The organism is Chromobacterium sp. ATCC 53434 (assembly GCF_002848345.1).
In the GTDB taxonomy this organism is placed as follows: domain Bacteria; phylum Pseudomonadota; class Gammaproteobacteria; order Burkholderiales; family Chromobacteriaceae; genus Chromobacterium.
The window spans coordinates 4984445-5007532 of sequence record NZ_CP025429.1 but is presented as its reverse complement, the minus strand read 5'-3'; the positions used below and the strand labels follow the sequence as shown (position 1 = coordinate 5007532).

18 protein-coding genes are annotated in these 23088 nt (G+C 66.3%); 6 read left to right on the top strand and 12 right to left on the bottom strand.

The genetic code is table 11. The features are described 5' to 3' along the window. Positions 1-39: 39 nt before the first annotated feature. The 4 genes from CXB49_RS22430 to CXB49_RS22415 all read right to left on the bottom strand — a co-directional run bounded on the left by CXB49_RS22430 (position 40) and on the right by CXB49_RS22415 (position 7196). Positions 40-3858, bottom strand: a complete 3819-nt coding sequence (locus tag CXB49_RS22430; RefSeq protein ID WP_101710415.1) for a translocation/assembly module TamB domain-containing protein — start codon at positions 3856-3858, stop codon at positions 40-42. Between the two features lie 14 nt (positions 3859-3872). Continuing rightward, positions 3873-5660: an autotransporter assembly complex family protein gene (locus CXB49_RS22425; protein ID WP_233492894.1), complete on the bottom strand. Its 1788-nt coding sequence runs from the start codon at positions 5658-5660 to the stop codon at positions 3873-3875. Between the two features lie 125 nt (positions 5661-5785). Then, entirely contained in the window at positions 5786-6442 is a 657-nt protein-coding gene (locus tag CXB49_RS22420; protein ID WP_101710414.1) for an HAD family phosphatase, read from the bottom strand. Between the two features lie 127 nt (positions 6443-6569). Further along, a complete protein-coding gene (locus CXB49_RS22415; protein WP_101710825.1) occupies positions 6570-7196 on the bottom strand; it encodes a TetR/AcrR family transcriptional regulator in 627 nt (208 codons plus the stop codon). A gap of 62 nt (positions 7197-7258) precedes the next feature. Here CXB49_RS22415 and CXB49_RS22410 point away from each other — a divergent pair, with 62 nt between their 5' ends. Further along, a complete protein-coding gene (locus CXB49_RS22410; RefSeq protein WP_101710413.1) occupies positions 7259-7801 on the top strand; it encodes a DinB family protein in 543 nt (180 codons plus the stop codon). 19 nt (positions 7802-7820) lie between these two features. Here CXB49_RS22410 and CXB49_RS22405 read toward each other — a convergent pair whose 3' ends face one another. Then, on the bottom strand, positions 7821-8306 hold the full coding sequence (locus CXB49_RS22405; protein WP_101710824.1) for a GNAT family N-acetyltransferase: 486 nt from the start codon (positions 8304-8306) through the stop codon (positions 7821-7823). A gap of 216 nt (positions 8307-8522) precedes the next feature. Here CXB49_RS22405 and CXB49_RS22400 point away from each other — a divergent pair, with 216 nt between their 5' ends. Further along, on the top strand, positions 8523-9716 hold the full coding sequence (locus CXB49_RS22400; RefSeq protein ID WP_158301010.1) for a GGDEF domain-containing protein: 1194 nt from the start codon (positions 8523-8525) through the stop codon (positions 9714-9716). A 94-nt stretch (positions 9717-9810) separates the two neighbouring features. Here the strand turns inward: CXB49_RS22400 and CXB49_RS23820 are convergent, their stop codons facing one another. From CXB49_RS23820 to CXB49_RS22380, 7 genes are all read right to left on the bottom strand, one after another. After that, positions 9811-9969: a hypothetical protein gene (locus CXB49_RS23820; RefSeq protein ID WP_158301009.1), complete on the bottom strand. Its 159-nt coding sequence runs from the start codon at positions 9967-9969 to the stop codon at positions 9811-9813. A gap of 34 nt (positions 9970-10003) precedes the next feature. Further along, on the bottom strand, positions 10004-10624 hold the full coding sequence (locus CXB49_RS23815; RefSeq protein ID WP_158301008.1) for a hypothetical protein: 621 nt from the start codon (positions 10622-10624) through the stop codon (positions 10004-10006). Positions 10625-10958: 334 nt separating this feature from the next. Continuing rightward, positions 10959-11081: a hypothetical protein gene (locus CXB49_RS24315; RefSeq protein ID WP_255409582.1), complete on the bottom strand. Its 123-nt coding sequence runs from the start codon at positions 11079-11081 to the stop codon at positions 10959-10961. Positions 11082-11560: 479 nt separating this feature from the next. Continuing rightward, positions 11561-13360, bottom strand: a complete 1800-nt coding sequence (gene lpdA, locus CXB49_RS22395; protein WP_101710411.1) for a dihydrolipoyl dehydrogenase — start codon at positions 13358-13360, stop codon at positions 11561-11563. A gap of 141 nt (positions 13361-13501) precedes the next feature. Next, entirely contained in the window at positions 13502-15157 is a 1656-nt protein-coding gene (gene aceF, locus CXB49_RS22390) for a dihydrolipoyllysine-residue acetyltransferase (RefSeq protein WP_101710410.1), read from the bottom strand. A gap of 120 nt (positions 15158-15277) precedes the next feature. Further along, a complete protein-coding gene (gene aceE, locus CXB49_RS22385) occupies positions 15278-17941 on the bottom strand; it encodes a pyruvate dehydrogenase (acetyl-transferring), homodimeric type (protein WP_101710409.1) in 2664 nt (887 codons plus the stop codon). A gap of 300 nt (positions 17942-18241) precedes the next feature. After that, entirely contained in the window at positions 18242-19687 is a 1446-nt protein-coding gene (locus tag CXB49_RS22380; protein WP_233492893.1) for a M48 family metalloprotease, read from the bottom strand. 139 nt (positions 19688-19826) lie between these two features. On the opposite strand from CXB49_RS22380, the gene CXB49_RS22375 reads away from it, so the two are divergent. The 4 genes from CXB49_RS22375 to nadD all read left to right on the top strand — a co-directional run bounded on the left by CXB49_RS22375 (position 19827) and on the right by nadD (position 23011). Continuing rightward, the gene (locus CXB49_RS22375; protein ID WP_101710408.1) at positions 19827-20813 is read left to right on the top strand and encodes a DUF2804 domain-containing protein; all 987 of its coding nucleotides are present in this window, start codon (positions 19827-19829) and stop codon (positions 20811-20813) included. Positions 20814-20821: 8 nt separating this feature from the next. Continuing rightward, a complete protein-coding gene (locus tag CXB49_RS22370; RefSeq protein WP_101710407.1) occupies positions 20822-21577 on the top strand; it encodes a hypothetical protein in 756 nt (251 codons plus the stop codon). A 220-nt stretch (positions 21578-21797) separates the two neighbouring features. Next, on the top strand, positions 21798-22376 hold the full coding sequence (locus CXB49_RS22365; RefSeq protein ID WP_101710406.1) for a carbonic anhydrase: 579 nt from the start codon (positions 21798-21800) through the stop codon (positions 22374-22376). Beyond that, positions 22373-23011, top strand: coding sequence for a nicotinate-nucleotide adenylyltransferase (nadD, locus tag CXB49_RS22360; RefSeq protein WP_101710405.1), 639 nt, complete (start codon positions 22373-22375; stop codon positions 23009-23011). Before CXB49_RS22365 ends, nadD begins: the two co-directional genes overlap by 4 nt. The last annotated feature ends 77 nt before the right edge of the window (positions 23012-23088 follow it).

Below are 23088 nucleotides of genomic sequence, written 5' to 3'. Positions count from 1 at the left end.
CAACGCGGCCATCCCCGTCGGGACGGCCGCCGACGACGCTCAATCGAAACGCAGCGTGTAGCGCGACTCGGCCGACATCGCGGTGCCGGCGCGCAGAATCACCGACCAGCCCTTGGACAGCTGATAGGCGAGCTTGACCGCCTGATCGGCGCTGGTGATGCCGTACTCGTAGCCGAGGTAGAGCTCGCGCGTCAGCTGGCGCCCCACCGTCACCACCTGCTCGGCCGGGCTAACGGTGCCGTTGGCCAGCGTCCTCTCCTTGCGGCTGGACACGCCCAGATCGTCGAATAGACCTAGGTGGTCGTTCAAGGAGCCGGCCAGCATCATGCCGGCCGAGGCCGCCAGATCGCTGTTGTCGCGGTCGCCGCTGGCCGGCCGGCCCAGCACCAGCCAGGCCAGCTTGTCCTTGTCCGACATCGGCTCGTCGGTGATCAGCCTGACCTTGGGCGCGGCCACAGAACCGCTGACCTCCACGCCGGCGCCGACCGGGGACAGCCGGCGCTTGGCCTGCACGTTCAGCAGCGGATTGTCGAGCGGGCCGTTGAAGGTGATGGCGCCGAAGGTGATGTCCAGATCCTGGCCGTAGGCCTTGTAACGGCCGCGCTCCACCTTGACCTGGCCCTTGGCCGCCGGCGCCTCGCCCGGATTGGCGCTGACATGGACCAGGCCGGACAACTCGACGTTAAGGCCCTGGCCGGAGAAGCGGAAGCGCTCGCCCAGATCGAGGTCCAGCGCCACCGTCAGCGGCATGCTGGCGAACGCCGACGGCTCGGTCGCCGGCCGACCGACCACCACCACGTCGGAGCCCAGATCCGGCGCCCCCTGCTTCGGCAGGCCGACGCGCCCCTGATCGGCGCGGATGCGCCCGCTCAGCGACAGCTTGCCGCCGACGAAGGCGAGCTCGCTCTGGCCGGACACCACCAGCCGGCGGTTGGGCCGGTCGAACACGCTGAAACGCTGCAGGGCCACCGTGACGCGGGCGTCCGGCTGGATGCCGCTGAGATCGAGCGAGCCGCTGGCGTTGACCTCGCCCTGGCCGCTGACGAAACGCAGTTGCTGCAAAGTCAGCCGACGGCCGTCTATCCGCGCCGCCAGACTGCCGTCGGCCAGCGTGATGCCGGTGCGGCGATCGGCCAGCTTCAATTGCGCGCCGCGAATCTGGCCCAGGGCCTGCGGCGCCGCCAACGGTCCGCTGAGTTCCAGGTTGGCCGACAACTGGCCGCCCAGCTCCAGGCCCGGGCCGGCCAGCTCGGCGAAGGTGGACAAGGCGGGTAGGCTGGCGCGCAGGCTGCCCGCCAGCGGCGTGCGGCCGTCGATATGGCCGCCGTTCCACGGCAGGCTGCCCTGGCCCTGGGCCTGGGCGAAGCGGCTGTCCAGATTGACGTCGAAGGCCAGCTGCCGACCGTCCAGCCGCAACTCGACCCGCGCCGTCTTCAGCCCCAGCATCGCGCGGCGTCCGTTTTCCAGCGGCAGTTGCACATCGCCGCCGCTGCGCCATACCGCCAGCTGTCCGCTGCCGGCCGGACTCAGGCTCCAGTCGGCGTCGAACTGCAGATTTTGCTCGACCGGCAGCTTCAGCCACGGCCCCAGCTCGGCCAGCTTCAGGCCGCGGGCGTTGCCGCGGCTGCTGAACGCGCCGCCGGCCTGCCGCGTCAGATCGTCCAGATTCAGACTTCCGCCCAACAGCGCCAGCCGGGTCGCGCCCAGCTTCAGCTGGCCGTCGGCGCCTATCGCCAGCGCCGCCGGCGCCAACAGGCTCAGCGCCGGCTTGCCGGACAACTCCAGCTGCCGCACATTGCCCTGCCAGCCCTTGTTCGGCGTCAGGCCGCCGGCGGCGGCCAGTTGCAGCCGGTAGCTCTGCTCGTTCAAGTGGAAGCGGCCGTCCAGCTGCAGCTCGTGCCGGGCGCGGGTGCCCCCGGCGCTGGCATGCAGCTGCTCGGCGCGTAGGCCGCCGGCCTGCAGCGCCGCCACGTCCAGGCTGAGCCGGAACGGGCTGGCCTGGTCGGCCTTGATATTGCCGGCGAACTGCAGAGACTGCAGCGCCACGCCGCCCGGCAGCCGCAAACGGTCGGCTTGCAGCTTGGCGTCCAGCAGCGGCGCCGCCGGCACGCCGGCCAACTCGCCCTGACCGTGCACGGCGCCGGCGAAGCCGGGCCCCAGCAAGGCCAGATTGGGCGCGTTGATCGCCAGCTTCAACTTGTCGCCGGCGACGCCGTAGCTGCCGCTGGCCTGCAGACGGTTGTCGGCCAGCTTCAGGTCCAGCATCAACTGCTTCAACCGTCTGGCGTCCAGCAGCACATTGGCGTTGCCGGACAGCGGCGCGCCGGACAGGCGGCTGGGCGCGAACTGCAGCTTGGCGCCGACCTCCATCGGCTCGGCCAGCTGGCCGGCCATTTTCAGCGTCGCGTTCAGATCGCCCTTCGGCAGGTTGTCGCGCAGCCGCGACGGATCGGCGCGACTGAGCTTGCCGTTCAATTCGAACAACTGCCGGCCGGCCAGGCCAAGCTTGCCGTTGACGCTGACGGCGCCGCCGCCGGCCGACAGCTCCAGCTTCTTCAACAGCAGCGCCGACTGCTTGCCACCGACCAGCTCGGCCTGCGCGTCGGCCTGCAGCAGCTTGCCCTTCAGCTGGGCGGAAAAACGCGGCTCGGCCAGCGATCCATCTATGCCGACATGGCCGCCGACGACGTCGTCCGGCGCCTCGGCGTGCAGCTGGCGCAAGGCCAGTTGGCCCAGGTCCAGCGCCAGCTTGACGCGACTCGGCGTCAATTCGCCGGAGAGGCCGATGTGGCCGCCGGCCAGCTCGGCGCGACTGTCGTACAGCTCCAGCGCCTGGCCGTCGCTGCGGAACTGGCCGACCAGCAGCGACAGCGGCAGCTTATGCGCCGACAGCGGCCCCGGCTCGGTATTGACCAGGGTCAGGCCGCCCTTGATGCGCTGGCCGGCGTCCGGCTCGGCGAACACCGCGAAGCTCAACCGCCCCTTGGGCCAGCCGGGCAGGATGGCCTGCGGATTGATGTTGCCGACGCGGGCGTCCAGCCGCGCCAGCCGGTTGAAGGCGCTGGCCTCGAACGGCCTGAGCGCGCCGGCCAGATCGACGCTGAGGCCCTGGCCGTCCATCTGGCCGGCGAAGGCCGGCTTCAACAGATTGCCGCTCAGATCCAGCCTGGCCTTCACCGCCACCTGCTCCAATTCGCCGCTGGCCATCAGCTGGCCGGACAAGGCGAACGGCGACGCCGCGGCCAGGCTCAAGCCCGCGCGCGCGCCGCCCCACGGCGTGTCCAGCCGCCGCAGCTCAACGCGGTGGCTGGCGCCGTCGTAGCGGTAGCCGGCGCTGAGACGATACAGGCTGAGATGGGCCGGCTCCAGCATCAGGCTGGCCAGCGACAATTCGCCGACGCTGACCTTCAGCGGCAAGGCCAGCGAGGCCGGCGCCTGCGGCGGCGCGCTCGGCGACTCCGGCTGCGGCCGGCTCAGCACCCGCACATGGCCGAAGGCCAGGCGGTCTATCGCCAGCTCGCCGCGCCACAGCGCCGCCGGCCGCCAGGCCAGTCCCAGCGATTCGACGTCCACATCGTCGGCGCCGCCGCGCACGCGGATGTCGCGCAAGACGAAACCGCGCCACAGCGATCCGTCGACGGCGCCGACGGCCAGCCGTCCGCCGCTGAACTCGGCCGCCGTCTTGACCGCCCAGGCGAAGCCGGCCGAACTGGCGACCAGCCAGCCCAGCGCCGCCAGCAGCAAGGCCAGGACCAGGGCCAGCGCGGCGAGGACGCGCCGCCAGCGGCGACGCGGCGGCGGCGGCGGCGCCTGCTCGGGCGTCGGGTGGTCGGGAATCGGTTTCAGGTCTTCGCTCATGATTGGACAGCGGTCTAGAAAGCCAGGCCCAGGCTGAGGTTCCAACGGATCTTGCCGTCGCTGTCAGCCTTGGCGATATCGAATGACAACGGCGCCACCGGACTCATCCAGCGCACGCCCACGCCGTTGCCGTGCATGGCCTGGAAACCCTTCCAGCTGTCGGCGGCGTTGCCCATGTCGGTAAACAGCGCGAAATACCAGTCCGGCTTGATCGGGATCTGGTACTCGACGCTGCCGGTGGCCACGACGCGGCCGCCCAGCACCGAGCCGTTCGGGCCGGGCAGGCCCAGGCTCTGGTAATCGTAGCCGCGGACGCTATTGGCGCCGCCGGCGCGGAACAGCAGCGCGGTCGGCACTTCGGCGCCGTCGCGCGCCCAGACCTGGCCCAGCTCCAGCCGGGCCACCAGGGTGCCGTACTTCGGATACGGCGACCAGTAGCCGACCGCGCGGCCGTAGGCGCGCACCATAGACGTGGACGAGGCCAGCGCGCCCAGCGAGCCGGACAGCTGGCCGTCCAGCAGATAGCCGTTGCGCGGCCGCATCGCGTCGTCGACGGCGCGCTGGGTCCAGCCGTACACCAGCTGGGTGACATGGGTGTCGCGCGAGATGACGCCGCCAGCCTCCTCGCTTTCCTTCAGGAACTCCACCCCCATCCGCGCCTCGATATTGCCGCGGCTGCGGATGCGCCAGACGCCGGCGTCGACGGTATTGGTTTTCAGACCCTGCACCGTTTCCGACTTGAAGGAGCTGGTGATCGAGTGGGAATAGCCGTCGGTGCCGCGCGGGAAGCCCAGGCCGAAGCTGACCGTCTGCTGCTCGCGCTTCCAGTCCACCAGCGCCGAGCCGGTCCAGCCCTGCTGGAACAGATTGTAATGATCGTAGCCGACGCGAATGCCGGGTCCGACCTCGGAATCGTAGATCAGGCCGAGTTCCAGCTTCTTCTTCGGCAGTTCCACCACGTCCACCGTCACCGGCACGCGGTTGTCGGCGATATGCTCGAAATCGGCACTGACGATGACCGACGAGAATTGCGGCGACTGGTCCAGCGCCGACTGATAAGCCAGCAGCTTGTCCTGCTGATACGGCGAGCCCGGATTGAAATCGGCCATGCCCAACGCCAGCTTTTCCGGATAGCGCTTCAGGCCGTTGACGGTGACCTTGCCGAAACGGATCAGCGGGCCGCTGTCCACCGTCACCTCCAGCGTCGCCCGGCCGCTGGCCGGATCGATGCGCGCCTCGCTGTTGGCGATGCGCGCCCTGGGAAAGCGGTCGGCCTGCACCTTGCGCAGCACCACGCGCTTGCTGACGTCCCAATCCTCCTGCCGGTACGGCGCGCCCATCGGCAGCGACCACGCCTCCAGCACCTGGGCCAGCCGCTGCTGGTAGTCGGCTTCCTGGCGGATGTCGCCGTTCAGCCGGATGACGACGTCGTCGATCAGCACCGGTTCGCCCGGCTTCACCACGATGCGCACCCGGTGGCCGGCATCCTCGGCCGCCTCCACCTTGGCGTTGAAATAGCCCTCGGTCTCCAGCAGCTTGCGCGCGTCGTCGGGCACGCTCTTGATCATGCTGTCCAGCCAGCCCTGGTCGATGTCGGGGTCGTTCTGCTCGCTGACCAGCTCCAGATTGTTGTACAGCAGCTGCGCCAGCGCGGACGGCGCGACTATCTCCACCGTGTAGTTCAGGCCGGCGCGCGCCTGCGCAGCCAGCAGGCAGCCGGTCAACGCCAACAGCCGCAGGCTCCAGGCGGAGCGGCGGCAAAACGCGGACGGACGCGACGGCATGGAGGAAACGCTTGGCATGATCCGATTCGTGGGGGAATGCTGCATGGTAACGGAAGTCGCCCTGGCTGGCGACGGCAAACGCGTGTGGCACAAGGGACTTGTGACAAGGCAGCCATGCCGATAGTTCGCCGCCGTCGATCAGATTATCGGCAAGGCGCCCCGCGCAGCCGCGCCGGCAGATCGGCCATGTCGTCGAACACCCGCTCCGCGCCGGCCTCCAGCAAGCGCGCCGCCGGCGTCAGCGCCGCGTAGCCCCACACCGTCATGCCGGCGGCGACCCCGGCGCGCACGCCGGTCGGCGTGTCCTCGATCACCAGGCAGCGGGCGGGATCGGCGCCCAGGCTGCGCGCCGCGTGCAGGAACACATCCGGCGCCGGCTTCGGCGCGGCCACATCCGCCGCGCTGAACAGCCGGCCGCCGCAGCACGGCAACAGCCCGGTCAGCCCCAGCGTCGCACACATCTTGTCGTGGCCGCCGTTGGAGGCGACGCAATAGGGCAGCGGCAGCGCGTCCAGCATGGCCGGCACGCCCGGCACCGCCTTCAATTCAGACTCCAGCGCCATATGGCAGCGCCGGCGGTAATCAGCCTCGAACGCCGCCGGCGGCGCCTCGCCCAGCATTTCGGCGATCTGCCGCAGGCACTGCGCCATCGACAGGCCGACGAAGCGCTCGAACATGTCGTCCAGCGTCACCGGCAGGCCAAGCTCGTTCAGCATCCGCGCGAAGACGGCGTTGGTGATGCGCTCGCTGTCCACCAGCACGCCGTCGCAATCGAAAACCACCAGCTCGAATCGGGACATCGGACACTTTCGGCAAAAGCGGGATTATGCCATTGAAATCACGACTCGGCGCCGGCGAGCACGCGCTTCCGATGATGCGGCGGCGGCGCCCGCTAAAGCAGCCCGGCAGGCATTGCTGCTGCCGATCTCAAGCAGGCCCAGGACCGGCGGCAGGCGCGGCGCCGCCCAGATAGGCGCACACCAGGGCGAGCAGCTCGCGCCTCAAACCGGGTGCCGCCAGCAGGCCGCGCCGCGCGGCGTGGTGGATCACGCCCTCCATCGCCGACGACAGCGTGTGCGCGGCGACTCCGTCGCCGTCATCCGGACCGCGATGACGCTCGACGATGGCGCCGTACAGCCGCAGGTACCGGTCCTGGAACGCTTTGCGATCGGCCTCGCCGGCATAGGGATCGGGCAACTCGAGCAACACCCGGTGCAAGGCCGGATAGTCGCGATGGATCGCGATCATCCCGTCCACCAGCGCCTCCGGTCCGGCCTCGCCGCCGGCGACAAGCCGCAGCGTCTCCAGCACCGCGTCGAAGTGCCGCCGCCGTATCGCGTCGACCAGCGCGGTCTTGTCGGGAAAGTATTGGTATAGCGAACCGATGCTGACGCCGGCGACCCCGGCCACCTCGTTTGTCGTGAAGCCGGCCCAGCCGCGGGCGTCCAGAACGCGAGCGCCGGCCTCGACGATCGCGTCCACCATCGCGCGGGAACGCGCCTGCCGCGGGGCTTTGCGCATCGCCGCCGCGGCGCCGGGAATGCGAGTGGACACAATGGCCTCCTCGGAAAACAATTCAACCATGTCTAGATAGCATGAATGGAGAGGCGGATACCATGGGCGCAAACCAACTACTGTCGCGGATGTTCCACTACCAGGCCTGGGCCAACGAGGAGATGCTGGCGGCCATAGGCGGACTCGACCCCGAGCGCCACGCCGAGGAGCGCCGGCTGACGCTGCGGCTGATGAACCACTGCCTGGTGGTCAACCAGATCTTCGCCGCCCATCTGCAAGGCATCCGGCACGGCTACGCCGCCGACAACACGCCCGGCACCCCGGAGCCGGCCGAATTGCGCCGGGAAATGGCGGCGCTGGATTGCTGGTACCGGGACTACGCCGCCGCCATCACGCCGGCCGCGCTGGCGCAATCGATACCGTTCGCCTTCACCGACGGCGACGACGGCTATATGACGCGCGAGGAGATGCTGGCCCACATCGTCACCCACGGCGGCTACCACCGCGGCGAGGTCGGCCGGCTGCTGACCCAGGCCGCCGCGCGCCAACCATTGAACGCCGAACTGCCTTGGGACACCTATGCGGTGCATCTGCACCGCACCGAGCCGGCGCGCAGGCTGCAAGGCGAAACCCAATCGGCCTGAACGTCTGCGCCCATGTGCCTCAAGCAAGCGCCTGCGCCAGCCGCAGGCGGAACCACACCCGGTGCTGGCCTGGGCCGCTGTAGTCGTAAACGACGGGCACGCCGTCCTCCACGCCCTCCCCCGCCAACAACTCGAAACCCATCCGCCGGTGGAAAGCGATGGAGCCAGCATTGCCAGGCGAGGTGATCGCGCGCACCTCGACACAACCGAAGGCGCCGACCGTCTCGAAAAAACGGCGGTACAGGCCGCGCCCAACCTCGCGGCCGCGCGCCAGCGGCGACACGCCGACCAGATGGATGTAAGCCTGCTCCGGCTGGGATTGGGAGCGGAAGCCGATCAGGAAGCCGACCACCTCCTCCCCCTCCACCGCCGCGAAGCAGGTGGTGCGGAAATGATCGAAATAGATACGATGCAGCAGGTGGCGGACCGGGCGGCCGCCCCACCAATCGTCCATCTGCGCGGAAAGCGCGGCGAAGTCGCCGGCTTGAATCGGTCGAATCTGCATGCGGCAAGCCTTTCCGGCAAGGCCGAGAACGGAGAATCCGCTCTCGGACAAAAACCGCATTATGCCATTGACATTTTCCGCTCAGACAAATACACGTCCAGGAAAGCAGTCCGCAACGGCTACGTATTTGTTCGCATCAAAACCATCTATCTTGAAGCAAGGTCGCCTCCGCTCACCACGCTTGCGATCCCCCTGCAGAATCCCGGCGAGGCGCCCATGCCCGATAGAAGCGACAAAGGCATCATGCTGAAGGCCATCATGGTGGCCGCCCCCATCCTGCTATGCATGGGCCTGCTGCCGGTCTTGTCCTTCTATATCGAGAAAATGGAGGAGGACGGCCGGGCGGAAATCGTCGAATACATCGCCATCGCCCAGGCGGCGATGGAGGTCAAGTTCGACGCGGCCGACCTGAACGGCTGGCAAACCGGCTACGCCTTCGACATCATCCGCGACATAGACGGCGCGAGCAGGGACGACGCGGCCAGCCGGGCGGAATTCTTGCACTCGGCCGACAACTTCAACCAGGACATCGCCAAGCTGCGCGTGATGCCGCTGAGCGCCGACCAGCGCCGCCAGCTCAAAAGCGTGCAGCAGGACTTCGACCATTTCATGGCCCTGGACCGCAGGATCATCGCCATGTACCGCAGGCCGGACGCCGCCGGGCACCGCAAGGCCTCGGACCTGGTGATGGGCGAGGAAATCCGTATCTTCAACCACATCTCGCAGAACACCAACGCGCTGGCGGTGTCCATCACGCTGGACCTGATGAAAAAAGTGGCGCAGTCCAACTCCTACGGCATCGTCGCCCGCTGGATGATGCTGGTGATGTGGATCATCGCCAGCGCGATGGCCATCCTGCTGGTTCGGCTGCTGCACAAGTGGCTGAGCCAGATGCGCGGGCTGATGCAGAAGCTGGAACAGCTGGCCGGCACCGACGAGCTGACTCAGCTGCCCAACCGCCGCACCTGGGACGTCCAGATAGAAATGATGCTGGCCACCGCCAAACGCTATCGCCAACCGATCGCGGTGGCGCTGTTCGATCTGGATCACTTCAAGCAGTTCAACGACACCTATGGCCATCCGGAGGGAGACCGGCTGCTGCGCGAGGTGGCGGTGCTGATCCGTTCGCGGATGCGGCAATCGGATCTGTTCGCCCGCTTCGGCGGCGAGGAATTCGTGCTGGCGCTGATGAACTGCGACCTGGCCCAGGCCGCCGCCCGCATCGAATCGCTGCGCGGCAATCTGCCCGATCAACAAACCTTCTCCGTCGGCGTCACCGTGTGGGTGGAAGGCGAGCGGATACACAATACGCTGGCGCGAGCGGACAAGGCGCTGTACCAGGCCAAAAACGGCGGGCGGGACCGGGTGGTGGGCGTGGAGCCGCCCGCTTGCGGAACGGAGGGGCGCTAGACGGCCGGCGGAACCAGCCGCTCAGCCACACTCCAGCGCCAAAGAAAACAGGGCAGCCATCAGCATGCCCCGCGTCATCAAACCCGCTTTGCGCTCAGCCGGCAATCCGGCTCATCCGTTCAGACAGCCGCAAATGGCAGGCGGCTGTCAGTTTGACCAGATCGGTATTGTTCACCAGCATCCTGCCCGGCTCTGCGACCAGCTTGCCATGCGGCCAACGCTGCTTGTTGTGGCGCTCGTAATCTAGCGCCACTACCCAGCGCGGACTCTCTCGAGAAATAAAAGAACTAAAGATCCTTGATCAAGCCTGCTGCGACGTCCTTCGCCGCCAAACGCATTTCCTGCTCTATCAGATTTGGATCATTCAATAACTCGTCAATGGTATGGCCATCCGATGGATTTCCCAATGTCATGGTTCTTTCAACATCAGTCCAAAGCACTCGATTGGATGAATCGACCAAGCTTGCCCGAACACCCAAAAGAGGAACCAACTTAGAACTAAATCCATTCGGAATACTAAATCCAATTTGGAAAACATAAATATTTAGCTTAGTTGCGTCAGGATTGCTATCTTTTGACAAAGGCAATTTTCCAGATTTTTCAAGCGCAGAGGATAATTCTTCATAGGTAATTCTGTACACATCCAACTTACTTTTGTCGATTGCCGTTGCAACTTTTACAGCTTCTGACTTATTATCATCCGCGCTAAGGAAAACTCCTATTGGACCAAGAAGGCCGCCTGCCATAGCCATGCCTGGCCCCATATAGTAAAACTGAGCAGCCTTGGGCATATCTGGGTTTACCTGCACTGCTTTAATGCCTTTTCTATCTACATCGGTCAATTTTTGAGTTGAAGCACATCCAACCAAAGAAAACGACAATACTGCCATCCAAATAATTTTCTTCATGACTCACCACGAAATATTAAAGCCTACCGCTATTTTTCCACCTCAAACAGGACATATAAGGCAGGCATATTTATAGATTAAAAATTGATTAAAGCTCCGAATAAAAAAAGAAGCTCAACCAAAAAAGATCAATCATTTTCATAATATAAAAATGGCTGATTCAATTCATCGGGCCTTATCAAGCATAGTGGTAGATAAAACAGTTCTACCGGTAAGTACAACGCCGCCCAAGAATTCCATCAGCATAACATTTATTGCAAACAAAAGGGCAAGCCCCGAGGCTTGCCCTTTCTTCATCTGACGGCAATCGATAAGACCGCCGATCAAATCAAGCTTACTTCTTGCGCTGCGGCGGCAGGTCGGTGCAGGTACCGTGCGCCACTTCCGCCGCCATGCCGATGAACTCGCCCATCGTCGGATACGGGTGTATGGTCTTGCCGATGTCGGTCGCGCGCAACCCATCTCGATCGCCAGCGCGTAGGGTGCGTCACCCCGAAGGGGCGACGCACCGTTCATCCCACCGGTCAATGGCGCATAAATTGGTATGGGCAGTGGTGCGTCGCCCCTTCGGGGTGACGCACCCTACGAGTGGGACCGGACCGACACTCTCCAATCCCCATCAACGCAAGCTGGCTCCGAAGCCATTTCCAAGGTTTGTCGAAAGGGGGCTGGCCGCGCAGCCCCTTCCCGCCCGACGGCGGAGCCGGTACCAAAAATCCGTCCGCGAAGCGGACACAAAACCATCCCACATAGTGTGTCGCCCCTGCGGGGTGACGCACCCTACCCACAGCGACACAAGCGGCACGCCCGCAATGCAGGCCTCCCCCCTACGAAATCCAATTACCATATCACCCAGCCAAAATAAAAAGGGCAAGCCCCGAGGCTTGCCCTTTCTTCGTCTGGCGGTGATCCATGCAGACCGCCGATCAAACCGACTTACTTCTTGCGCTGCGGCGGCAGATCGGTGCAAGTACCGTGCGCCACTTCCGCCGCCATGCCGATAGACTCGCCCATCGTCGGGTGCGGGTGGATGGTCTTGCCGATGTCGGTCGCGTCGCAACCCATCTCGATCGCCAGGCACACCTCGCCTATCATGTCGCCGGCGTGCGGGCCGACGATGCCGCCGCCGATGATCTGGTGGCTTTCCGCGTCGAAGATCAGCTTGGTGAAGCCTTCGTCGCGACCGTTGGCGATGGCGCGGCCGGAGGCGGCCCACGGGAACACGCCCTTCTCGATCTTCAGGCCTTGCTTCTTGGCTTCGTCCTCGGTCACGCCGACCCAGGCCACTTCCGGATCGGTGTAGGCCACGCCCGGAATCACGCGGGCGTCGAAGTAGGCCTTCTGGCCTGCGCAGTTTTCCGCCGCCACATGGCCTTCATGCACGCCCTTGTGCGCCAGCATCGGCTGGCCGACGATGTCGCCGATGGCGAAGATGTGCGGCACGTTGGTGCGCTGCTGCTTGTCCACCTGGATGAAACCGCGGTCGGTCACGGCGATGCCGGCGTTTTCCGCGCCGATCAGCTTGCCGTTCGGCGCGCGGCCGGTCGCGTACAGCACCAGGTCGTAGCGTTGCGCTTCCTTCGGGGCCTGCTCGCCTTCGAAAGTCACCCACACGCCGTCTTCCTTCGGCTCCACGGCCACGGTCTTGGTGTTCAGCATGATGTTGTCGAAGCGGTGGGCGTTCCACTTCTGCCATACCTTGACCAGGTCGCGGTCGGCGCCCTGCATCAGGCCGTCCAGCATTTCCACCACGTCCAGACGCGCGCCCAGCGTGGAGTAGACGGTGCCCATTTCCAGGCCGATGATGCCGCCGCCGATGATCAGCATGCGCTTGGCCACGCCCTTCAGCTCCAGCGCGCCGGTGGAGTCCACCACGCGCGGGTCGTTCGGGATGAACGGCAGCTTCACCACGCGGGAGCCGGCGGCGATGATGGCGTTCTTGAACTTGACGATCTTCTTCTCGCCGGACTCTTCGCGGCCCTGGCCGGTGGTCACCAAGACTTCGATGTGGTGCGGGTCGATGAAGTGGCCGTTGCCGCGCACGATCTCCACCTTGCGCGCCTTGGCCATGCCGCCCAGGCCGCCGGTCAGCTTGGCGATGACCTTTTCCTTGTAGCCGCGCAGCATGTCGATGTCCACTTCCGGCTTGCCGAACTTGATGCCGTTGGCGGCCAGGTGGCTCACTTCGTCGATCACCGCGGCATTGTGCAGCAGCGCCTTGGACGGGATGCAGCCCACGTTCAGGCACACGCCGCCCAGAGTGGCGTAACGCTCGACGATGACCACTTTCAGGCCCAGGTCGGCCGCGCGGAAGGCGGCGGAGTAACCGCCGGGGCCGCCGCCCAGCACCATCACGTCGCATTCCACGTCCGCGCCGCCGCTATGGGAAGCGGCGACCGGAGCGGCTTGCGGCGCGAAGCCGGCCTGGGTGGTGGCGGAGGCGACGCCGGTGGTTTCCACCGGCTTCGGGGCGGCCGGAGCCGCGGCGGCTGCGCCGGCGGCTTCCAGGATGACGACCACGTCGCCCTCGGACACTTTGCCGCCGACGGCGACGCGCACTTCCTTGACGGTGCCGGCGGCTTCGGCCGGCACTTCCATCGTGGCCTTGTCGGTTTCCAGCGTGATCAGGCTGGCTTCTTTTTCAATCACGTCGCCCGGTTTGACGAACACTTCGATCACATCCACATTGTTGTGGCCGCCGATGTCCGGGACTTTCAATTCGATCAGATTGCTCATGGTTTTCCATCCGCAATGTTGGGAGGCCGGCGCAAAGCCGGCCGCCTCGAGTCTGGCTGATTCTGCAGGGTGGAACGTCCCCCCGCATCCTGCGGCAAAAAGGTGGAACGCCCCGGCCAAGCCGAGGCTTCCGCCCAGCCGTTACAGGATCAGACGGCGCACGTCGGTCAGCAGCTTGCCCAGGTGCACGGTGAAGCGCGCGGCGGCCGCGCCGTCGATCACGCGGTGATCGAAGGACAGGCTCAGCGGGCACATCAGGCGCGGCTGGAATTCCGAACCGTTCCACACCGGCTTGATCTGCGATTTGCAGACGCCGAGGATGGCCACTTCCGGCGCGTTGACGATAGGCGTGAAGCTGGTGCCGCCGATGCCGCCCAGCGACGAGATGGTGAAGGTCGCGCCTTGCATGTCGGTCGGCTTCAGCTTGCCTTCGCGGGCCAGCTTGGACAGGTCGGTCAGTTCCTGGGCGATCTGGCGCAGGCCCTTCTTGTCCGCGTCCTTGATCACCGGCACGACCAGGCCGTTAGGCGTGTCGGCGGCGAAGCCGATGTGGTAGTACTGCTTCAGCACCAGGTTGTCGCCGTCCAGCGAGCTGTTGAAGTTCGGGAAGGCCTTCAGCGCTTCGGCGGCGGCCTTGATGATGAAGGCCAGCGGGCTGATCTTCAGGCCGGACTTTTCCCATTCCTTGCCCACGGTCTTGCGGAAGTCTTCCAGCTCGGTGATGTCGCACTCGTCGTTGAACGTGACGTGCGGGATCATCACCCAGTTGCGCGACAGGTTGGCGCCGGAAATCTTCTGGATGCGGGACAGCGGCTTGGTTTCGATCGGACCGAACTTGGCGAAGTCCACCTTCGGCCACGGCAGCAGGTCCAGACCGACGCCGGAGCCCGCCGGCGCGGCGGCCGGGGCCAGAATAGCCGGGTTCTGCATCACACCCTTGACGAAGGCCTTGACGTCGTCTTCGGTGACGCGGCCCTTGCGGCCGTTGCCCTTCACCTTGCCCAGGTCCACGCCCAGTTCGCGCGCCAGACGGCGCACGGACGGACCGGCGTGGGCCTTGGAGAAGGCCGCCTCGTCGATGGCGGCGGACACGGCTGCGGCTACCGGCGCCACGGCCGGAGCGGCTGCAGGCGCGGCGGCGACCGGGGCCGGAGCGGCCGGGGCTGCTGCCGGAGCCGGCGCAGCGGCTGCCGGGGCGGACGCGGCGACTGCGCCCTCGACGACGACGATCAGGTCGCCTTCGCCGACCTTGTCGCCGACCTTGATCTTCACTTCCACCACACGGCCGGCGGCGGTGGCCGGCACTTCCATCGTGGCCTTGTCGGTTTCCAGCGTGATCAGGCTGTCGTCGACGGCGATTTCATCGCCCACTTTGACAGTCACTTCGATCACGTCGACGCCGTTGTGGCCGCCGATATCCGGCACGCGGATTTCGCTGCGGCCCGAAGCCGCCGGGGCGGCAGGCGCTGCCGGCGCGGCTGCGGGAGCGGGAGCGGCTGCGACCGAAGCCGGGGCTGCGGCCGGTGCGGCCGCGGGAGCCGGCGCGGACGCGGCGGCGCCCACTTCGATGATGGCGATCACGTCGCCTTCGGAAATCTTGCCGCCGACGACGGCTTTGACTTCCTTGACCACGCCGGCGGCTTCGGCCGGCACTTCCATCGTCGCCTTGTCGGTTTCCAGCGTGATCAGGGAGTCGTCCACGGACACGGTCTGGCCCGGGGCGATGAATACTTCGATGATGTCTACGTTGTTGTGACCGCCGATGTCGGGCACTTTCAGTTCGATCAGATTGCTCATGAGCTTTCCATTCGTAGGGCGGAAGCCCCTCTCGGGGCGTTCCGCCGGATATCCGCTACAGATTCGCTTGCCTTGCAAAGACGGAAGACCCCGGCCGCAGCCGGGGCTTCCATCCTGGAATTACACCTTCCAGCTCGGCAGCTTGTCAGTCTTGATGCCGTACTTGGCGATGGCCTCTGCCACCTTGGCGCCGTCGATCTTGCCGTCGCGGGCCAGAGCGGACAGGGCCGCCAGCGCCACGTGGTAGCGATCCACCTCGAAGAAGGAGCGCAGGTTGGCGCGGCTGTCCGAGCGGCCGAAGCCGTCGGTGCCCAGCACGACGTAGCGGCCCGGCACGTAGGCGCGGATCTGGTCGGCGTAGTTGCGGATGTAGTCGGTCGCGGCGATCACCGGGCCGTTGCGGCCGGCCAGCTGCTGCTCGACGTAGGAGGACTGGGCCTCGGCGGTCGGGTTCAGCAGATTGTGGCGCTCGGCTTCCATGCCGTCGCGGCGCAGCTGGTTGAAGGAGGTCACGCTCCAGATGTCGGCGCCGATGCCGAAGTCGGCCTTCAGCAGATCGGCCGCGGCCATCACTTCGCGCAGGATGGTGCCGGAGCCCATCAGCTGCACCTTCACCTTGGCGTCGCCGCCGTCCTGCAGCAGATACATGCCCTTCAGGATGCCCTCTTCCGCGCCTGCCGGCATCGCCGGGTGAACGTAGTTTTCGTTCATCAGAGTCAGGTAGTAGAAGACGTCTTGCTGCTCGGCGTACATGCGGCGCATGCCGTCCTGCACGATCACGGCCAGCTCGTAGGCGAAGGTCGGGTCGTAGCTGATGCAGTTCGGGATCAGGCCGGCCTGGATGTGGCTATGGCCGTCTTCGTGCTGCAGGCCTTCGCCGTTCAGCGTGGTGCGGCCGGCGGTGCCGCCCAGCAGGAAGCCGCGGGCGCGCATGTCGCCGGCAGCCCAGGCCAGGTCGCCGATGCGCTGGAAGCCGAACATCGAGTAGTAGATGTAGAACGGAATCATCGGCTGGCTGCTGTTGGCGTAGCTGGTCGCCGCGGCGATCCAGTCGGCCATCGCGCCCGGCTCGTTGATGCCTTCCTGCAGGATCTGGCCGTCCTTGGATTCCTTGTAGAACATCAGCTGGTCATGGTCCTGCGGCACGTAGTTCTGACCCTGGGTGGACCAGATGCCGTACTGGCGGAACATGCCTTCCATGCCGAAGGTGCGGGACTCGTCCGGCACGATAGGCACCACGCGCTTGCCGATGTTCTTGTCCTTCATGATGGTGCCCAGCATGCGGACGAAGGCCATCGTGGTGGAGAACTCGCGGTCGCCCGACGCTTGCAACTGCGCGTCGAAGGCGGACAGTTCCGGTACCGCCAGCGGGTGGTTGACCGGATTGCGGGCCGGCAGGTAGCCGCCCAGCGCCGCGCGGCGTTCGCGCATGTACTTCATTTCCGGACTGTCTTCGGCCGGCAGGTAGTACGGCACATTCGGCAGATCGGCGTCGGACACCGGGATGCCGAAGCGGTCGCGGAAGTTGCGCAGGGAGTCCAGGTCCATCTTCTTGGCCTGGTGCGCGATGTTCTTGGCTTCGCCGGACGCGCCCATGCCGTAACCCTTGATGGTCTTGGCCAGGATCACGGTCGGACGGCCGTTGGCGTTGTAGCTGGCCTCGTGGTAGGCCGCGTACACCTTGTGCGGGTCATGGCCGCCGCGATTGAGGTTCCACACCTCTTCGTCGGACATATTGGCCACCATTTCGCGCAGTTCCGGGTACTTGCCGAAGAAATGCTCGCGAACGTAAGCGCCGTCCTTGGACTTGAAGGTCTGGTAATCGCCGTCCACGCACTCGTCCATGCGCTTCTTCAGCAGGCCCTTGCTGTCCATCGCCAGCAGCGGGTCCCAACGGGAACCCCAGATCACTTTCAGCACGTTCCAGCCGGAACCGCGGAAATCGCCTTCCAGTTCCTGGATGATCTTGCCGTTGCCGCGCACCGGACCGTCCAGACGCTGCAGGTTGCAGTTGATCACGAACACCAGGTTGTCCAGGCCTTCGCGGGCGGCCATGGCGATCGCGCCCAGCGATTCCGGCTCGTCCATCTCGCCGTCGCCGCAGAAGCACCACACCTTGCGGCCCATGGTCTTGGCCAGGCCGCGGCTTTCCAGGTACTTCAGGAAGCGGGCCTGGTAGATGGCCATCAGCGGGCCCAGGCCCATCGATACGGTCGGGAACTGCCAGAAGTCCTTCATCAGCCACGGGTGCGGATAGGAGGACAGGCCCTGGCCGTCCACTTCCTGGCGGAAGTTGTCCATCTGGTCGGCGGACAGGCGGCCTTCCATGAAGGCGCGGGAATACACGCCCGGGGCGATGTGGCCCTGGAAGTAGATCAGGTCGCCGTCCTGGTTTTCGTTCTGGGCGCGCCAGAAATGGTTGAAACCGACGTCGTACAGCGTGGCGGACGATTGGAAGGAGGCGATGTGGCCGCCCAGCTCCAGATCCTTCTTGCCGGCGCGCAGCACCATGGCGGCGGCGTTCCAGCGGTTGATCGAGCGGATGCGGTGTTCCATCTCGTGGTTGCCCGGCGACTTGGCTTCCTTGCCGACCGGGATGGTGTTCTGGTACGCGGTGGTGGCGTCAAACGGCAGGTGGGCACCGCGACGGCGGGTGCGCTCGACCATGGTTTCCAGCAGGAAGTGCGCGCGTTCTGCGCCTTCGTTGTCCAGCACCGATTCCAGCGCTTCAGTCCACTCCTGGGTTTCCAACGGATCGATATCGTCAGGGAAAGTTGCAGCCATCTCTGGTCCTCACAGCGGGTGACATCGGGGACCGCATCTGCTTGGCCGGCCCCGCGTTTATGCTCTATCGGCTCTAATGCGAGCCAATTATTTGATTTGCGATTATAAACGAACAGATTCGCAAATAAAAATGTTCATTTTCGAATAAGCGCAATGCGACCCAGCCAGTGTACGACTGGAAGGATTCGCAAAGGAATAGCCGTCTGGGCCTAAGACAGCGGGAAGGTGCGAAAAAAACCGATGCTGCGCCGCGTCATGTTGTTTTTTTGCGATAGAAAGTGCGAACTTGAAACAATTGTTTCAATTCCGCGCAGCCTTGCGTTCGTCCTTGGCCAAGCGCTCCACCTCGCGCAGCCTGGCCTCCAGCATCGAGCGCAGATAGAAATCATCGCCCTTGGCCTTGCTGGCCAGCTGGTACTGCTCCAACGCCGACGAATAGCGCTGTTCGTAATAGAACGCGTTGCCCAGCGCCGCGTGGTAGCGCAGCGGATCCTTGTCGGCATACAACCTGGCCTCGCGCCGGTACAGGGCCGGATCGTCCTGCCTGTCGTTCAGCTGCTGGCGCAGCAGCGCCTGCGCCTCCTTGCGATCGTCGCTGTCCAGCGCCACGTCTATCCGGGCCAGCTGCAGCGCCGCGTTGCGCGGGAAGACGGCCAGGCCGGCACGCGCGGCGCGCGCGGCGGCGGCCCAGTCACGGCCGTCGCGGGCGATCTCCACGTCCAGGCCGTACAGCATCGGATCATCCGGCAGCTTGGCGCGGGCCTTGGCCAGCGCCTCGGCGGCGCCGGCGCGATCGTGCTGCGCCAGCCTGGCGCGCGCCAGTCCGTACCAGTGCGCGCCCTCGTTCAGGTAGAGGCCGCGCGCCAGCGTGCTGTTGTAATAGGAGACCGCCTCTTCCGGCGTCATCGTCAGCACCCTCAGCTTCTCGCGCACCAGCAAATAGTCGACGCTGTCGGCGCGCATCCGCACCGGATAGTCCAGCGCGCGGTTCTGCGCCTCGCTGATCCGCTCCACCGTCACCGGGTGGGTGCGCAGGAAGGCGTAGGCCATGGTGTCGCTGTAGCGGCCGGCCTGTTCCAGCCGCTGGAAGAAGGAGGACATGTAACGGACGTCGAAGCCGGCCCCGGCCATGTACTGCATGCCGACGCGGTCGGCCTCGCGCTCGAAATCGCGCGAGAACGCCAGCTGGCGCGAAATCGACAGACCCATGCCGGCCGACACCGCGCCCATCGCGCCTTCGCCGCTGCCGGCCTTGGCCGCCAGCGCGGCGGCGACGATGGTGCCCAACAGCAGCAGCGGATTGGTCGCGCTGCTGGCGGCCTGCATCCGCGCGATGTGGCGCTGGGCGACGTGGGCGGTTTCGTGGCCGAGCACCGCGGCCAGCTCGCCCTCGTTCTGGGTGGCCAGAATCAGGCCGATGTTGACGCCGACGTAGCCGCCCGGCATCGCGAAAGCGTTGATGCCGGTGTCGCCGACGCAGAAATAGGTGAAATGGACGCCGGGCACGGCGGCGACGGCCGCCAGCCGCCCGCCGATATCGTTGAGGTAAGCGCTGATCTCGGCGTCGTCCAGCACGTCGCCGGCCTCGCGCATCGCGCGCAGCGCGTCGCGGCCGATGCGGGCCTCGTCGGACGGCGACAGGGACGCGTCGGAAATCTCGCCGAGGTCGGGCAGATCGGCGCGGACGAACAGCGGCTGCGCCAGCATGGCGGCCAGCAGCGCGGACAACAGGCGGCGTTTCATCATGGGGCTTATGATAGCCGCCTTCGCGGCAAAGTTGCATGCGCACAGCTCCGCCCATCGCTAAACGTTTGTTGCCCGCTGTCATGACGTCCGGATTCCAGCTAGACTCGTCGATGCCCGGAACCCGGAACACGACGCCGCCATGCACAGCCTGCCGCCCGCCCCCTCCCGCCTGACCACCGCAGCCGGCGCCGCCGCCTTCGGCGCCTACCAGGGCATCGTGCCCGAAGCCGACTGGCGCGCGCTGGCGCTGACGCCGCTGCAACGGCTGACCCGCCGGCTGCATCACAAGCGCTGGCAGTACATCGCCATCGCCGCCGCCGATTTCCTGATCGGCGCGGCCGTCGTCGACGTCGGCTGGAACGGCACCGCCTTCGCCTATCTGTTCGACCGCCGCACCGGCCGGGTGGCGGCCGCCGCCAGCGCCAACGGCGTGCCGGGCCTGGGCGTCGCGGTGGCCGAGCAGGCCTTCGGCGATGCCCGTTTCCGCTTCGGCGGCGTCGATCTGCGCTTCGCGCGCGGCGGCGACGCGCTGCGGCTGACGCTGGCCAGCCGCGAACTGCAGCTGGACGCGACCGTGGATCTGGCGGCGATGCCGCCGGTGCTGGCGGCGATCGCGCCGGCCAACTACCTGGCGCACAGCACCCACAAGAGCGGCGGGCTGCCGGTCGAAGGCGAGGCGCGCTGCGCGACCGGTCGTTTCGACCTCGCCGGCGCGGTGGCCTCGCTGGACCATTCCAACGGCCTGCTGGCGCGCCAGACGCGCTGGCTGTGGGCCAGCGCCCATGACCGCGGCCTGGGCTTCAATCTGCAACAAGGCTATATGGGCGACGCCGAGAACGCCGTCTGGCTGGACGGCCGGCTGTTCGCCGTCGGCGCCGCCGCCTTCGACTACGACGCCGACGATCCACTGGCGCCGTGGCGCATCCGCAGCGCCGACGGTCTGGTCGACCTGACGTTCTCGCCGGAGGGCGCCCGGCGCGAAGACAAGAATCTGATCATCGCCGCCAGCCGCTACGTGCAGCCGATAGGCCGCTTCGACGGCGCGCTGACCGATCCGGCCAGCGGCCGGTCCCATCGCGTGACAGCGCTGGCCGGCGTCGCCGAAGACCATCTGTCGCGCTGGTAGGACGCTAGATGCTACTGCTGCTGAAATTGCTGCTGGTGCCGACGCTGATCTGGCTGATCAGCGCCGCCGCCAAAAAATGGGGACCGGGCGTGGCCGGCGCCTTGGCCGGCTTCCCGGTGATCACCGGGTCCATCTTGCTGATCCTGGTGCTGGAACAGGGCCCGGCCTTCACGCGCCAGGCGGCGCTGGCGTCGGCGCTGGGCACCAGCGCCAATATCGCCTTCGGCATCGCCTACGGCTGGGCGGCGCTGCGCTGGCGCTGGCCGGCCTGTCTGGCCGCGGGTCTGGCCGGCTATGCCGCCGCGGTGGCGCTGGGCCATGCCGCGGCGCCGCCGCCATGGCTGGGCGCCGGTTTCGGACTGGCCTTCCTGACCGTGGCCAGCCGTCTGTTCCCGCCGCCGCCGCCTCAGGCGGAAGCCGCGCCGCCGCGCGCGGCCGGTCCGGCGCCGCGGATGCTGGTCGGCGCGCTGCTGGTGCTGGCCATCACCAGCGTGTCGCAACGGCTGGGTCCGGCGCTCAGCGGCCTGCTGGCGGTGTTTCCGGTGCTGGGCAGCGTGATGGCGGTATTCACCCACACCAGCTCCGGCAACGCCGCCGCGATACGGCTGCTGCGCGGTATGGTGCGCGGCTTCTACTCCTTCGTCGCCTTCTGTCTTTGCCTGGCCTGGGCGCTGGCGGCGCTGCCGACCGTCGCGGCCTTCGCCGCGGCGCTGCTGCTGGCGGTGCTGGTGCAGCTGGCGGTGATGTGGCGGGGGCGCCACTGAAAGCAGGCGGACCATCCAGCCCGGACTGCGGTAAGATTGAAAAATACCGCTTCGCCCCAAACTGCATCGTCCATGCGGCTATCGGCGGCTGTTCCTCCGCCCCGCGACTGGTGGTAGCATGCCGCCCGGAATAGAGTAAAACATCCAGAGCGAATTCACCTGTGCGCCCGCCGGACGCACAGGTGAATCCGTCCCGATATCCGCACAGGAAACCGCACACATGGACCGACTGAATACCCTGCTCGACCACAACCGCGCCTTCGTCGAAAACCGCGAGTACGAGCAATTCAAGACCGACAAATTCCCCGGCAAGGGGCTGGCCATCCTCGCCTGCATGGACGCGCGGCTGGTGGAACTGCTGCCGAAAGCCATGGGCCTGAAGAACGGCGACGCCAAGCTGATCAAGAACGCCGGCGCGCTGATCACCCACCCGTGGGGTTCGGTGATGCGCAGCCTGATCGTCGCGGTATACGAGTTGCGCGCCGAGGAAATCTGCGTAGTGGCCCACCACGATTGCGGCATGCGCGCGATCGACCCGAACAAGGTGCTGGCCCACGCTCAGGAGCGTGGCGTCACCGAGGACACCATCGCCACGCTGCGCGCGGCCGGCATCGACCTGGACACCTGGCTGAAGGGCTTCGACAACGTCACCGACAGCGTGCGCCACTCGGTGCAGACCATACGCAACCACCCGCTGATGCCGAAAGACATTCCGGTGCACGGCCTGGTCATCCATCCGTCCACCGGCCGGCTGGAAGTGATCGTCAACGGCAACGGCGACGACAACCAGAACACATGAGCGTCCGCGTCGGCGCGTTCGGCGGCACCTTCGATCCGATACACCACGCCCATCTGCGGATGGCGCGCGCCTTCGCCGCCGAACTGGCGCTGGACCAGGTGAGGCTGATTCCGGCCGGACAGCCGTACCACCGCGACCAGCGGCCGGCCGCCAGCGCCGCCCAAAGACTGGAAATGGCGCGACTGGCCGTCGCCGGCGACGCCGGGCTGACGGTGGACGCGCGCGAAGTCCTGCGCGATCGGCCGGCCTATACCGTCGACACGCTGAGCGAGCTGCGCGCCGAACTCGGCGAAACCGCCGAGCTGTGGTTTCTGGTCGGCGGCGACGCCTTGGCCGGGCTGGCGTCGTGGAAGGATTGGCGACGACTGTTCTCGCTGGCCAACCTCGCCGTCGCGCTGCGCCCGGGCTTCGATCCGGCCGCCTTGCCGCCTGCGGTGCGACGTGAATGGCACGCCCGCCAAGTCTCTGATTTTTCAAATCGAACGGCTTCCGGTACAATCCGCCCCCTGGCCCTGCCGCCGCTCGATCTGTCCGCCACCCGCCTGAGGGCGCTGCTGGCCGCCGACGAGCCGGTGGAGGGCCTGATCGATCCCGCCGTGTTGGCTTACATCCGCCGGCAACGGCTATACCGGTAGGGCACCCCCTACCCGCTCTTTTTGGTACCTCTTGCCGGCTCCTGTGCCTGCTATGTACCGGCACAGGAAAAAGGAAC